The sequence below is a fragment of the Microcoleus sp. K5-D4 genome, from assembly GCF_036704575.1.
GTDB lineage: Bacteria > Cyanobacteriota > Cyanobacteriia > Cyanobacteriales > Microcoleaceae > Microcoleus.
Genome location: NZ_JAUBSD010000011.1, coordinates 1 through 14,034, shown reverse-complemented (window position 1 = coordinate 14,034; position 14,034 = coordinate 1). Strand labels below are relative to the sequence as shown.

Here is a 14,034-nt window from a genome sequence, read left to right as displayed (position 1 = left end):
CCTGTTAACCCCTTCAAAAAGCTTGAATCCACTCTTTCACATCGTACTCAGTCCAAACCCCATTTACCCAATAAGGATCGGCTTCAACTAATTGTCGCACAGCAGCCTCATCTTCCGCTTCGTAAATTGCAAAAACTTTTGTTAAATCTTTCGTTGGCCCGATCGTACTTAACACGCCCGATTCCTTCTGCTTAGCCAATCCGGCTAAATGAGCGTCTCGAAACGGAGCGCGTTTTTCGAGAACGTCTTCGCAGTAACTTCCCCACATCACATATTTGGTCACGGTTTTGAGCCTTGGATAAATTTGTTTAAAAATAATTGTACAATAAGAGTAGCAGGATTTGACGAGTTTTTTTAGGATAAAATTGATTAACCGCAGAGGGCGCAGAGGTCGCTGAGGAAGAGAGGGAAGAAGAGAGAGGTTTGTTAGAGAGAAGGAGGTTACTATGACTTTATTAGACATTCGTCTGCTGACAGTTGAAGAATATGACCGGATGACGGAAATTGGTATTTTTGACGAAGATGAACGGGTGGAATTACTAGCAGGACAGATAGTAAAGATGGCAGCAAAGGGAACGGCTCACGGTGCGGCGATTGCGCGCACGAAGGTATTACTGGATAACCGTTTAGGAGAACAGATTTTTGTGCGGCTGCAAGACCCGGTTCGGATGAATAATTACTCGCAACCCGAACCGGATCTTTCTGTAGTTATACCAGATCCACTTTACTATGAAGACCACCATCCAATTCCTTCAGAAATTTATCTGATTATTGAAGTTGCGGATACTACGCTGAGAACGGATTGCGGGATTAAAGCGAAAATTTATGCTGAGTCGGGAATTACTGATTATTGGGTTTTGGATGTGAATAATCGGCAACTCCACGTTTTTCGAGAACCGAGTCAGGATGGTTATCAAAGTCGGGTAGTTCTTGCGGATGGTGATAGTATTTCTCTTCTGCAGTTTCCTGATTGTTCTTTTTTTGTGCGGGAGATGTTGCGGCCGTTAAGTTATTAACTTGTTCAACAAATTTAGGACTCGCTTGGCCGCAGAAACCGGGTTTCTCTGTTAATAGTTGGTTGATGGCGGTACATCTTGGAAGAAACCCGGTTTCTTAGTCTTTGCGTGCAAGAAGTCGAGAGAGGGCCGGCACTTTTAGCACCGCCCCTACAATTAGCTTCTCAAACTAACGCCGAATTTCTCAACTAGGACATCGCGGACTTTTTGTTGGGCTGGTTCGACATCGGTTTCGCTCAAAGTTCGATCGCCCGCGCGGTAAACTAACCGAAAAGCCAAACTCCGCTGTCCCGCCGGTACGTTGTCGCCCCGATATTCGTCGAACAATTCCACCGAATCCAGCAAACTACCCGCCGCCTTTTTCATCGCACTTTGCATATCTACAACCGGAACCTCAACTGGTGCGAAAAATGCAATGTCTCTGTCAGAAGCGGGGAAACTCGAATAACCAGCGAATTTGCGAGTTAAGTGGTTCGATCGCCCTAATTCACCCAACAGCACCGCTAAATCTAATTGAAACACGTAAACCTGCTCAGGCAAATCCTTTTCTTGCTGCAATTGCGGGTGCAACTGTCCAAAAACCCCTAAATGTTTCCCGTTTAACGATAACGCAGCCGTGCGGCCCGGATGCAAGCGTGTATTCGAGGAATCACTTTGATATTCCACCGACAAACCCAACTCTTGAAATGCGCTTTCCAAAATACCTTTTGCCTCAAACCAACTCAAAGGTCGATCGCGCCCTCCTTGCTGCCATTTCCACACAGTCGGATCGCCGCCAATAATCCCCGCAACTGCATCGGCTTCCTTCATTGCATCCCCATCTTTCCAGAAAATGCGGCCGACTTCAAAACCGTTTAGCGCCCCATTTCCCTGTTCCAAATTGTACTGGAAAGCATCAATCAAACCCGACAGCATTTCTGTCCGCAAAGCCGAATACTCCACAAACAGCGGATTCGCCAGCACAACCTGATTGTCTCCCTCAGTTTTCACCAAAGAATAGTGCATCAACTCCGTCAAACCGGCCGCCCGAAAAGCCGATCGCACATTCCGAATTGCCGCATATTCCGGTGACAGATAACCAGGTTCCGTTTTGCTAGGCAAAGTATCGCAGAAATTGTCATAACCGTGGAGTCTGGCAACTTCTTCAATTAAATCAATTTCCCTTTCTAAATCCCGGTAGCGGTAAGGCGGCACAGTCACATTCCAAACTCGCTCTTTTTCCGTTGGAACAACTTCGCATCCCAAGGCTGTCAGAATATTTTTCACCTCTTCTGGTTCCAGATATTTAGAACCGCCCGTTGCTCCTCTTTTTAACTGTCCTAAAACTAGATTTACTCGGTCTAAACGCAATTCGAGCCATCGCGAAAAACTCAAATCCTCGCCGGAACTCGCCGTTTTCTGCACCGTCGCAGTGCCTCCAGCCAACTCCAAAATTAGGGCAACAGCGCGGTTGCAGGCCGTCGTCAAAGCCGCCTGATTCACCCCCCGCTCGTAGCGGATCGATGCCTCGCTCCGCAAGCCTTGAGCGCGCGCAGAACGGCGAATCGTTGCCTGGTCAAAAATCGCCGCTTCCAAGACTAAATTTTGGGTTCCTTCGTGAACTTCCGTGTCTTCGCCGCCCATTACGCCAGCCAAAGCTACAGGTTTGTCGCTAGCAGTAATTAACAGATTTTGAGCTTGCAAATTGCGGTTTTGTCCGTCCAAAGTTTTGAAGGATTCGCCTGTTTTGGCAAAGCGGACGCCGATGCTGATATCTTGAGTACCTGTGAAAGATTGCAGGCGATCGCGATCGAAAGCGTGCAGCGGTTGTCCCCATTCCAATAAAATGTAATTAGTCACGTCAACCACATTATTAATTGGTCGCACTCCCGCCGCCTGCAACCGCTGCTGCAACCACGCTGGAGAAGCAGCAATTTTCACACCTTCAATTGCTGTGCCGATGTAAATCGGGCATCCTTGCGGTTCTGATATTTCTACTGCCAAACCAGGACTTTCTTTGCCCTCAATCACAACACCATTTGCTTGGGGAATTCTCAAACTCGCCCCAGTCAGCGCCGCCACTTCCCGCGCTACACCCACCATGCTCAAAGCGTCAGCACGGTTGGCAGTTGCTGTCAAATCTAAAATCACGTCATCTAAACCCAAAAGCGGGCGAATATCGCTGCCCAATTCGGGATTTTCTAACTCGAAAATGTGAATCCCGGCTGACTCTTTAGATAGTCCCAATTCCGCCAGAGAGCAAATCATTCCTTCGGAAGGAACGCCCCTCAATTTAGCAGGTTTAATCTTTAAATCAATAGTCGATAAATAAGTGCCAACAACAGCGACAGGCACGTAAATGTCTGCCCTAGCGTTGGGTGCGCCGCAAACAATATTCAAAGCTTCACTAGAGCCGACATCCACTTGACAAACTCTCAATTTGTCTGCATTCGGATGCTGTTCGCAGGCGATGATTTTGCCCAAAACTACGCCGCTTGCCCACGGGCGGCGGTCTTCGATTTCTTCAACTTCAAAGCCTGCCATTGTCAGAGTTTCGGCTAATTCTTCCGGCGATATTGCCACATCCACCAATTCCTGCAGCCACTTTAGAGAAATACGCATAATTTAGATCAGTAGTTAGTTGTCAGTGCTCTGTAGTGATTAGTCATTAGTCGGCGCCGACGGGCTACGACTTTTGAGTCCCAGAATTTATTCGGGAAAGCTTTTCATAGCATACTAATTTAAATTTGTCAATACTTTTAGGGTACACATCAGCAAAAACGAGGGATCGGCCCAAAGGTAGATGTCTACTGGGGGATGAGTAGCATTCTCATTCAGAGAATGAGGTATGCTAGATACATCTAACAACGCAAAAAGCACTTAAGTTTAGAAAGACTTTACACAAAAAAGCACAACTTTAGCAAGTCTTTAAACTATCTTCAAGGATAATCAACCGAAAAAACTCAAACCAGCGAGATAATCAAAATAGGGAAAAGATATCGGCATAAAAGACTTAGGTGCAATTCCAATTCGCAATCGAAGGCACGGCTTGCCGAAAACTGATAGATTAGTATGTCTACCAGAAGCAGGAACAGGCTATTTGTGCAGTCGAGCGACGCTGACAAGATCAGAACAACATAGGCAAACTCAATCAATATGAGCTACTGCGTAAATCCGGGCTGTCCCCATCCTCAAAACCCTGCTGACTCTATTCTTCAGTGTCAGACTTGCGGTGCGCGGTTATTGCTGCGCGCTCGCTACCGAGTCATTGAACCGTTAGGGCAAGGAGGTTTTGGAGCTACATTTCTGGCAAAAGACATCTCATTGCCCGGTCAACCGAGTTGTGTAGTCAAGCAACTGCGACCCAGTAGTTTGTCGCCGCGAGTTTTAGAAATGGCGCGGGAATTATTTAAGCGAGAGGCGAAAACCCTCGGCCAACTGGGCGACCACCCGCAAGTACCGAGGCTGCTAGACTATTTTGAAACCGAACAGCAATTTTACTTAGTTCAAGAGTATGTTAAAGGCTCGACTTTGAAACAAGAAGTCAAGCACTCAGGCCGTTTCAACGAATCAGACGTTAAAAATTTTCTATTAGAAATTCTGCCAGTAGTGCAATATATCCACAGCCAAGGAGTAATTCACCGAGACATCAAACCGGCAAATATTATTCGCCGAGTTCAAGACGGCCACTTAGTTCTGATTGACTTCGGAGCAGTAAAAGACCAAGTTAGCCAAACAATATTATTAGACCCCGCCGACCAAAGCGCCAACACGAAATTTTCAGTCGGCACATTTAGTTTCGCTCCCCCGGAACAAATGGCGCTGCGACCGATATTTGCCAGCGACATCTACGCGGTGGGGATGACTTGCTTGTACTTGCTGACAGGAAAATCGCCCAAGGATTTAGATTTTGATGGAGTAACCGGCGAAATTGTTTGGCAGCCGCACGTTCAGGTGAGCCCATATTTTGCGCGAATTCTCGAAAAAATGCTCAAGCCGATGGTTGGCCACCGCTTCCAATCGGCAGCAGATGTCCTCAGAGCTCTCTCCGGCGAATTTGAAGACCCAAGTCTTATGGATGGCTTGGCAACTCAATTCAACGGCTCTTCTCGTGCAGTTGAAGAACCGACAATATTTAATGACGAGGGTTCTTCGTGGTCACGGCCTGAGAGCAAAATTAATCAAGATTTACGATCGAACCACACCCGCGCTGGTAGAACTTCCTTCAGCCAATCCGGGAACACGGGGATGCAGCCGAGAGTTTCCCGGACTCTGGCTGAGTCCGGCAGAACTTTTGGAACGGTTGGACCTTCTAGTGGCAATTTAGCAGCGTCAAAGCTATCGAAAGTTGCTCCTAAGTGGGACACCAACAGCTTGCGAGCGGCATATTTTAAAGGCAAGCGCGATTTTGCTGACTGCGAACTGTCGGGTTTGCAACTGCAAAAAGCGCAGTTAGCGGGGGGGAATTTTTATCAGGCTAGGTTGGTGAAGGCAAATTTGCAAGCAGCGGATTTGTCGGGGGCGAATTTGGGTCACGCGAGGTTAATTCAGGCCAATTTGCGAGATGCTAACTTGACTGAGGCTTATTGCAGCACTGCCAATTTTGAAGGGGCGGATTTCCGAGGCGCTGACTTGACGGGGGCTTATTTGACTAAGGCGAATTTGCGGGGAGCAAATTTGTGCGGGGCGAATCTTACCAACGCTACAGTTTCTGAGGAACAACTGGCAATGGCAAAGACCAATTGGCTTACTGTTAAGCCGGATGGTAAGCGGACTTTTGGATTTTAAGCAGTCATGGGGCATGGGGCATGGGGCATGGGGCATGGGGCATGGGGCATGGGGCATGGGGCATGGGGAGTTGTTAGCTGCTACTAATCACCAATCACAACAGTCAACTGTTAACAGTCAACAGTCAACAGTCAACAGTCAACTCCCCACTCCCCCAGTCAGGTGAGTCGTCAGGAGGAAGTTCGATCGCCCCAAAGCCGCCTAAATTAAAAACTAGGAATGGAGGATTCGATCGCACTAAACATGAAACTGCTCAACCCCCGCACTCGAATGCTTCTGTACACCGGCATCCTGGCCCTGGCCTACTTTGTTACCGGAAAACTCGCAGTGTCGATGCTGGGACTGGTGAAAGCCGAACCCTCCCCCGTGTGGCCGCCCGCCGGTATTGCTCTAGCAGCACTGCTACTGCAAGGACGACGGATGTGGCCGGGAATTGTCCTCGGTTCGGTGCTGTTAAACTCTACCGGGGGTATACCGTCGGCTGTCATTGTCACATCGGCCTTTAGCGTCACCCTGCAAGCGCTGGCTGGAGAGGCTTTGCTGAGGGAGAGCGGATTTTCTACCAAACTCGATCGATTGCGAGATGTTCTGGCTTTAGTAGCGGGCGCTGTCATCGGGTCTACTTTGGTCGGCTCTATCCTCGGCAACTTGGGAACGTGCATTTTTGGTTGGGCTCAGTGGAGCAATTTCTCTCGCAACTGGTGGACTACGTGGCTCGGAGACGGCATGGGAATTTTGCTCGTGACGCCTGTGCTGCTGACTTTGAACCACGCCGTTAATAGTTTTAAATTTTCATTAAAAAAAACCATTATTTCAACTTTTATAGAACTTTTTAAAAGACAGAATAATCAATTATCAATTACTAATTCCCAACTAAAAATTGCTAATCGCAGACACACATTTCCTGCAACTGAAAACCGTTATAATCTTATATTTTTAATTGTTAATTATTCAGAAATAGCGCTCTGGCTGACTCTATTGCTGAGCGTTAGCTGGTTGTTTTTTTGCTCGAAAACACAGGCGGCGATCGCTCAGTATCCGCTGGAGTATCTGCCTTTTCCTCTGATAGTTTGGGCTGCCCTGCGGTTTCAACCGGCGGGAGCGATTTTTGCTTATTCGATCGTCTCTTACATCGCGATTTGGGGAGCAGTACAGGGAGGCGGCCCCTTTTTGGCCAAAAGCGATAATCTCAAACAGGCGGTTTTATTTTTACAAGCTTTTACCGGTACGATCGCCCTTGTGGCTCTGATGTTGGCCGCCGCCGTAGCAGAACGCCAGCAAGCGCTGGTGGAGGTGCGCCGCACGGCCGCCATGCTGCGCGATCGCGAAGCTAGTTTAGCCAACGCTCAGCGCATCGCTCAGTTGGGAAATTGGGATTTAAATTGCGCCGCCCTCACAGCAACTGACAACTGCCAAGAATCCGCAGAACATCGTATATCCAATATCGAATTGCGGTGGTCAAACGAACTTTACCGCCTCTTGGGTTTTGCTCCTGGAACTGTCAAACCGACACCAGAAGTTTTTTTGCAGGCCGTACATCCAGAAGACCGAGAATTGGTGGCGCGATCGCAGCGCCAAGCTATGTTGGAGCGCAAAGCCTATTGCATTAACTACCGAATTGTGCTGGCAGATGGCTCCGAACGCACTGTCTGCGAACAGTCGGCAATTGAGTCAGGGGCGATCGCCGCCACAGTCCAAGACGTTACCGAACGCCACCGCACCGAAACCGCTTTGCGGGCGTCCTCCGATCGCGATCGCTTGCTCTCAGAAATCGCCCTGCGAATTCGCAACTCCCTCGACCTCGAAGAAATTCTCAACACTACTGTTGCCGAAGTCCGGCAATTTTTCAAGGCAGACCGCGCTTTCATCGGTATTGTGGACGCGGACGGGGTAAATCTTCCTAACCCGGTGTACGGTAAGGTTGTGGCCGAGTCTGTGGGTGCCCAATGCCGTTCTCTTTTGGGGTGGGTACTCGCTGACGAGAATCACCTCGAAAGCCAGAAAACTTTTTATGCTAACAACCGCGTCCGAACTATCTCCGATACTGCTAGCGTTCAACTCAGCGTTCCAATTGCCCAATTGTACAGCGACTATCAAATTCGCGCGACGTTAAATGTGCCGATCGTGCTGGGGGATGAATTGTTCGGGATCTTGGCCGTCAACCAGTGTTCCGGGCCCCGCCAGTGGCAGGAATTTGAAATTGATTTGTTGGAAAAACTCGCTACCCAAGTGGCGATCGCTCTCCAGCAAGCCCAACTTTTGCAGCAGGTAAAAGCTCTCAATGCCAACTTGGAATCTCAAGTGGAGGAACGCACCCGCCAACTACAGCAAAAAATGCACGAACTGCAAGAAAGCAACCGCCTCAAAGACCTATTTTTGCACGCAGTTTCTCACAATCTCCGCACTCCAGTTATGGGAATGTTAATACTGCTGAAAAATTTGCTCAACAAATCGGCCTCTGATTCTCTACAAGATGTTCCGGTTTCTCGATCGATTTTGGAGCGGATCGTTCAGGGCAGCGAACACCAGTTGACTATGGTTAATTCCCTGCTCGACGCTCACGCTAGCGAGGTGAAAGGTATTGTTCTCAATACTGTACCGCTGCATTTGCCGTCTTTAGCTTCAGCCATTGTTGCCGATTTAGAACCGATGCTGGCCAAAAACCAAGCAACTTTGACTCAGGAAATACCGACGGATTTGCCACAAGTCAAGGCCGACAGCAAACACTTGCAGCGGGTGCTAGAAAATCTGTTGACTAATGCTATTAAACACAATCCTCCGGGAGTCAATATAACTTTTAAAGCCGAGGTAATTGAAGTTGAAACAGTGCTAACTTATGAAGAAAATTTACAGCCTTTAACATCGCCCAATAATCCGCTTGCCCGCTGTATCGCTAACCGGATATCTGCTGCGGGCGATCGTCCTAGGATAGGCGAGACCACCCAGAAAAATCAGGAAACTCTGGCCAAATTTAACCTCGACGGCAGTGGCAAAATGCCTCGCTATCAGGGGCAAATTGCCAATATCGGCAGCAAATTGCCCGGAGTCACCGTAAAAATGGTTCGCTGTACTGTAACAGATAATGGAGTGGGAATCAGCGCCAAACACCGGGAATCTCTATTTGAACTTTACGTTCACGACCCTAATAGCCGACAATTAACAGGGCTGGGTTTGGGCTTGTACCTCTCCAAGCAAATTATCAAAGCTCACGGCGGCGAAATCGGCGTCGAAAGCACTCCCGGAGGTGGCTCGACTTTCTGGTTTTCGCTACCTGCTGTCAACTCGGACGATCGCTCTTTGTCTATCTAAAACCTAAAATCTAAAATCTAAAATGCTATGAACTATTTGGGCAATGCAAAATCCGTTCAGGCGTTAACGGTTTATGAGGTGTGGCGCGATCGCTTCCTCCGAGAGCGGCTGCGCCCTGCCGTCGGAATTGCCATCTTTTTTGCCTTCACAATAACGGTCTATTTTCTAGGCGAAAGATTCTTCGCTCGCCAGGAGTTTAAAAGTGTTTATTTGTACACGAGCGCTGCTGTAGAACTGGGTTTGTTGACCTGTTTTGTGTTGCAAAAAACCTCCTTCGGACAGCGCTATCCCGGTTTGCTATTTTTGGCTTTTTCGTGGTCGCTGACGGTGGTTGTACAGCTTGGGCTAGCTGTCGCACAAGCCGGGGAATTACCAATTTTTACCTGGATTTTAGCGTTTCTGATCCAAGCTACGCTGATCCCCGTCCGCTGGCGCCTCCACCTGATTTCTCAACTCGGCGTTTTGTGTTGCCACGTCGGGATAAATTTGGTTTTAAATCTAAGTTTGGCTAAGTATACTCCTTTTAAGTTGACCGGGTTGTACTTATATTTGTTTTGGATTTGTTTGATTTGCGATTTGTCGGTTTATTGGTACGAATGTCTGCAACGGAAAGAGTTTAGTACGAGGCGTGAGTTGGAATCTGCTTACCAGCAGTTGGAGGTGGCGGAGGCGAAGTACCGCAGCATTTTTGAGAATGCCGGCGAGGGGATTTTTCAAAGCACTCCCGATGGCCGCTACATTACTGCAAACCCAGCTTTGGCGCGGATTTACGGCTGCGATTCCCCGGAAGAAGTGACGGCAAAGTTTACTGATATCGAGCGGCAGTTGTATGTAGATCCGGCTCGCAGAAATGAGTTTTTGCGAGCGATCGAGGAAAGCGGCACAGTATCGGATTTTGAATCTAAAATTTACCGCTCAGACGGCAGTATTGTCTGGATTTCTGAGAAGGCGCGGGCTGTACGGGACAGCAGCGGCGCCGTGCTTTATTATGAGGGTTTAATTGAGGATATCACGCAGCGCAAACAGGCACAAGAATCGCTGCGGCTGTTTATCCACGCTCTTTCTCACGACTTGCGAAACCCGGTGGCGGGAATGTTAATGGTGCTGAAAAATTGGCAGACGAAACCTGGGGATTCGATCGCAATTCCCCGTTCTGTTTTGGAGCGGATGATTCAAGGTAGCGAGCAGCAATTGCGCTTGATAAATTCGCTGTTGGAAGTTCACGCCGGGGAATTGCGCGGCTTGGTTCTGCATTTCGATGCCGTTGATTTGAGGGCGGTAGTTGAAGCTGCTGCGACAGATTTGGAGCCTTTAATGAATGAGGGTAAAGCTACTTTTAAAAATTTGGTGCCGGATAATTTGCCAGCCGTGAAGGCTGACAAGACTCAGTTATGGCGCGTCTTATCTAATTTAATTGCGAATGCTTTGAAACACAATCTGCCGGGACTAAATTTAACAGTTTCGGCTCAAGTAATCAAGGCGGATAAATTAATTATAAATCAAAGCACAGCAAAACAAGACACCGACAAATTACCGCTTACCAATCCACAATCCCCAATCCCCAATTCCCCAAGTAGCATGATTTACTGTACCGTTGAAGATGACGGGGTGGGAATATTGCCGGAACAGTGCGAACATCTTTTTGACCTTTACGTTAGGGGCGATCGATCCCGACACTCGGTCGGTTTGGGTTTGGGTCTATATCTTTGTCGCCAAATCATTGGTGCTCACGGCGGCCAAATTGGGGTAATTAGCACTCCCGGTGCTGGGGCAAGTTTTTGGTTTACTTTGCCGCTGGCTGAGAATTTACGGTAATTTTTTTGTATTTTTAATTACATTTTATCTAGCAATCGTGCCAGATATTTAGAACGTTATTAATTGCTGAAACCCTTGCAAATTATGCTCTTCCTTTTGCCTGCGGCTATACTTTTTTTGTGCCGTCGCAGGTACTTTTTGTGTGGTTCCAGCCAAATCTGTCGATCGGACTATTTCGATCGGGCTATTGATATTAATTTAAAAGCGTGGTATACTTTCCAAAAGTTTTTAAAGGAAAAATAAATTTTCGATCTTCACATTTTCTTTAGAAACATCATTTAATCTAGAAAATCTCTAAAACTAGATAAAAAATATGCAATTTATGTTTATCGAGCAAAGCTCAGGAAATACAGCTAAAGACAATGCAGCTAAGTACGACTCAGCTAAATATAACGAGCGGTCGTTCTCAACTTTAATGCGGGCGCTCCGTCTTTCCCAAGGTTACTTTTCTTTCGTTTTAGTCCACTGCAACTCGCTAACTTTGCGGCAGCAAATAGTCGATCGGCTGCAAGCAAATTGTCCCGTGAAACCGCGGCAACTGTTTTTGCCCAAATCGGCGACAACTCTCTACGCGACAATCGCAGCAGAAATAGACGGCGAAAAGCCTCCAGCTTTAATGCTCCTCGGTTTGGAATCCGTGGAGCCGATCGATAGATTGCTCGTTTCTACCAACCTATTATGCAGTGAATTCAGCAAAAAATTTTCGTTTCCCCTCGTCTTTTGGGTGACGGATGAGCTCCTGAGAAAAATCATTCGCACCGCCCCGGATTTATACAATCGGATGACGACAATTAGATTCATCAGTAATTAGTAATCAGCCCATCAATTTTAGATTTTAGATTTTTAACAGTCAACAGTCAACATTTAACAGTCAACAGTCATTAGTCAAGTGTTAAATTCCGCTTCCCAAATCTGGACTAATTCTCGCGCCGCCGCAGTTCCCTCAGCAGGAAAACCTGCCAAAAAGTCTTTATCCGCCCCCACGTCGTAAGGCCCTTCCTTAAACTCCAAAATCACAGTATCCTGTGTCAAAGCTACTAACGTGTGAATAGTGCCCTCTGGCAGTTCGACAGCGCGAGTCGGGCCGGCCGCGCTGACTCGCAAGGAGCGCAGGATTTGACCGTTTTCGTTCAAAATAACAATACCGACTTCTCCTTGAATCACCACAAAAAACTCAAAACCGTTAACTGCAGGCGGGCGGAGGTGTTGGTGAGGGCGGACGTAAGTGCCTGGTTGCAACACGTTGACAAACCGCTGCACTTTTTCAGACAAATCGTGGAAATTGTAGTTTTGTCGCTGGCGGGGACTGCGCCGGGAGGAAGCGGCAACTTCGTCTAGCAATTCTTGCGTCAGCAATTTGATCGGAGGGGACTGCACAACAGATATCCTGTATTTAATAGTTTATGAACAAATGGGCTAGTCTGGGATCATCGTTATCAGCATCTCTTGACACATGGAAATCGCAACTCAGGTGCGTATCACTAAGGCAATGCGTTTGTCAAGTATCTTTAGAAAAAGTATTAGCCCGATCGCCCTTTTGACTATTCTAGTCTGCGCCAGTAGCGTTTCTGCGTCTGAACCGAGGGTCGCACTGTTGGTTCAACAGGAATTCTCGCAGCAGCAACTTAAAGAAGAAATTGGCGATCGAGTTCAAGAAGAAGTTGACATTGCTTTCGGGCGCACGGCGGTACTGCTTAACGGGCTGGTAATTGCCCTAACTTTGTTTCCGACAGCAGCCGGAGTCGGGGTTTGGTTTCTGTTGAGCAAATTGTCTAAGCAGACAACAATTGCTCGCCAAGAAATTGAAAGTCTCCATTACGATACAATCTCTCAATTAAAACTATTAATTTCGGACGCTGAAACTATCTTAGGCGAAATTCAACAGCAAAGTCACCCGGCAGAGGCAGAAACAGACCTTTTATTCCCCGATGCCCAAATTCAAGAATTTGCTCCGGTTAACTATGGCAATTACCAAAAGTTATTGACGGCCGGCGACTATGCTAAACAGGGAGATGCTTGTTTCTTTGAAAACCGTTATCAAGATGCGATCGCAGCTTACGATCAGGCCCTGCAAATTCAGCCGGATTTAGCCGATACTTGGAATAACCGAGGAGTAGTGCTCACAAGAATGCAGCGGTATCCAGAGGCGATCGCGTCTTACGAACAAGCTACTACAATTCGTCCGAATTATCCCGATGCTTGGAACAATCGAGGCGTGGTATTGTTGGAGTTGCAGAAGTACCAGGAGGCGATCGGCTGTTACGAACAAGCAATTCAAGCCAAACCCGATTACGCCGATGCTTGGAACAACCGAGGCGTTGCTTTTTCCAAAATGCAGGAGTACGAACAAGCAGTAATTTCTTACAATCAAGCCCTACAAATTAAAAATGATTATACTGACGCTTGGAACAATCGAGGGGTGGCACTCTCCAAATTGCAAAAATACGAAGCGGCGATCGCTTCCTACGACAATGCTGCTAAAATCCGGCCTGACTTTTACAGAATTTGGTACAATAAAGCCCGATGTTATGCCCTACAAGGTAAAATTGAATTAGCAATTGAAAATTTAAAGCGCGCCCTGAATCTCAATCCGAATGTGTGTAAAGAGTTGGCAAAAAGTGAAGCTGATTTAGAAAAAATTCGCGAACACGACGCATTTAAGCAGTTGATTAATTGAGCGGAACTAAGTAGATGAGTGGGAAAATACATACAGCCTATTCCAGGTTTATGAAGTGTAGGGACAAAGGTTTTCGCCTTTTCCCTACGGGGATAGAACGATAGGCGGGGGTACTTCATAAACATAGAATCTGCTTTCAGTAGTCAAAAGCGAGTGAAACGAAGCTATTGGCTTTCGGTTCTGGCAGTTGTACATTCGGTTATACAGCAAGGTTTATTTGTGCCTACCTACTTACTTCTGTTTGATTACTACCAAAGTAATGTCATCAAATACTTTTTGCTCCCCCATGTATCGCCGCACGTCGTCAATAACCGCTTGCTTGATTTCTGCTGCTGACTGTCCCCTGTTAATGGCAACAACTTCAATCAATGGCTCAATACCGTATTGAGCTTGATTCATATCAAAAGCTTCCGTAATTCCATCTGTGTAGAGTACGACAACATCCCCGGA

The 14,034-nt window shown here is 47.3% G+C and carries 10 protein-coding genes; 6 read left to right on the top strand and 4 right to left on the bottom strand.

What is annotated here, in order from left to right:
* Positions 1 to 13: 13 nt before the first annotated feature.
* A complete protein-coding gene (locus tag QUA77_RS05545) occupies positions 14 to 283 on the bottom strand; it encodes a YciI family protein (protein ID WP_190741349.1) in 270 nt (89 codons plus the stop codon).
* A gap of 163 nt (positions 284 to 446) precedes the next feature.
* Between QUA77_RS05545 and QUA77_RS05540 the strand changes: the two genes are divergently transcribed.
* Entirely contained in the window at positions 447 to 1,016 is a 570-nt protein-coding gene (locus QUA77_RS05540; RefSeq protein WP_333036278.1) for a Uma2 family endonuclease, read from the top strand.
* Positions 1,017 to 1,172: 156 nt separating this feature from the next.
* Here the strand turns inward: QUA77_RS05540 and pheT are convergent, their stop codons facing one another.
* Positions 1,173 to 3,617, bottom strand: a complete 2,445-nt coding sequence (pheT, locus tag QUA77_RS05535; protein ID WP_333449506.1) for a phenylalanine--tRNA ligase subunit beta — start codon at positions 3,615 to 3,617, stop codon at positions 1,173 to 1,175.
* 534 nt (positions 3,618 to 4,151) lie between these two features.
* On the opposite strand from pheT, the gene QUA77_RS05530 reads away from it, so the two are divergent.
* From QUA77_RS05530 to QUA77_RS05515, 4 genes are all read left to right on the top strand, one after another.
* Positions 4,152 to 5,783: a serine/threonine-protein kinase gene (locus QUA77_RS05530; protein ID WP_333449505.1), complete on the top strand. Its 1,632-nt coding sequence runs from the start codon at positions 4,152 to 4,154 to the stop codon at positions 5,781 to 5,783.
* Between the two features lie 270 nt (positions 5,784 to 6,053).
* Complete coding sequence (locus QUA77_RS05525) at positions 6,054 to 9,092, top strand: MASE1 domain-containing protein (protein ID WP_333449504.1); 3,039 nt, start codon at positions 6,054 to 6,056, stop codon at positions 9,090 to 9,092.
* Between the two features lie 27 nt (positions 9,093 to 9,119).
* Complete coding sequence (locus QUA77_RS05520) at positions 9,120 to 10,907, top strand: PAS domain-containing sensor histidine kinase (protein ID WP_333449503.1); 1,788 nt, start codon at positions 9,120 to 9,122, stop codon at positions 10,905 to 10,907.
* A 313-nt stretch (positions 10,908 to 11,220) separates the two neighbouring features.
* Positions 11,221 to 11,718, top strand: coding sequence for a hypothetical protein (locus tag QUA77_RS05515; protein WP_333036270.1), 498 nt, complete (start codon positions 11,221 to 11,223; stop codon positions 11,716 to 11,718).
* A gap of 74 nt (positions 11,719 to 11,792) precedes the next feature.
* Here the strand turns inward: QUA77_RS05515 and QUA77_RS05510 are convergent, their stop codons facing one another.
* Entirely contained in the window at positions 11,793 to 12,284 is a 492-nt protein-coding gene (locus QUA77_RS05510; protein ID WP_333036269.1) for a WbuC family cupin fold metalloprotein, read from the bottom strand.
* 76 nt (positions 12,285 to 12,360) lie between these two features.
* Here QUA77_RS05510 and QUA77_RS05505 point away from each other — a divergent pair, with 76 nt between their 5' ends.
* The gene (locus QUA77_RS05505) at positions 12,361 to 13,584 is read left to right on the top strand and encodes a tetratricopeptide repeat protein (RefSeq protein ID WP_333449502.1); all 1,224 of its coding nucleotides are present in this window, start codon (positions 12,361 to 12,363) and stop codon (positions 13,582 to 13,584) included.
* Positions 13,585 to 13,815: 231 nt separating this feature from the next.
* Here QUA77_RS05505 and QUA77_RS05500 read toward each other — a convergent pair.
* On the bottom strand, positions 13,816 to 14,034 hold a 219-nt coding region (locus tag QUA77_RS05500), incomplete at its 5' end, for a SpoIIE family protein phosphatase (RefSeq protein ID WP_333449501.1).

Excerpts from the sequence above, each read along its gene's own strand:
- QUA77_RS05540 (WP_333036278.1), top strand. The coding sequence starts at position 447 with ATGACTTTATTAGACATTCGTCTGCTGACAGTTGAAGAATATGACCGG.
- QUA77_RS05530 (WP_333449505.1), top strand. The coding sequence starts at position 4,152 with ATGAGCTACTGCGTAAATCCGGGCTGTCCCCATCCTCAAAACCCTGCT.
- QUA77_RS05505 (WP_333449502.1), top strand. The coding sequence starts at position 12,361 with ATGGAAATCGCAACTCAGGTGCGTATCACTAAGGCAATGCGTTTGTCA.
- pheT (WP_333449506.1), bottom strand. The coding sequence starts at position 3,617 with ATGCGTATTTCTCTAAAGTGGCTGCAGGAATTGGTGGATGTGGCAATA.
- QUA77_RS05525 (WP_333449504.1), top strand. The coding sequence starts at position 6,054 with ATGCTTCTGTACACCGGCATCCTGGCCCTGGCCTACTTTGTTACCGGA.
- QUA77_RS05515 (WP_333036270.1), top strand. The coding sequence starts at position 11,221 with ATGCAATTTATGTTTATCGAGCAAAGCTCAGGAAATACAGCTAAAGAC.
- QUA77_RS05520 (WP_333449503.1), top strand. The coding sequence starts at position 9,120 with ATGAACTATTTGGGCAATGCAAAATCCGTTCAGGCGTTAACGGTTTAT.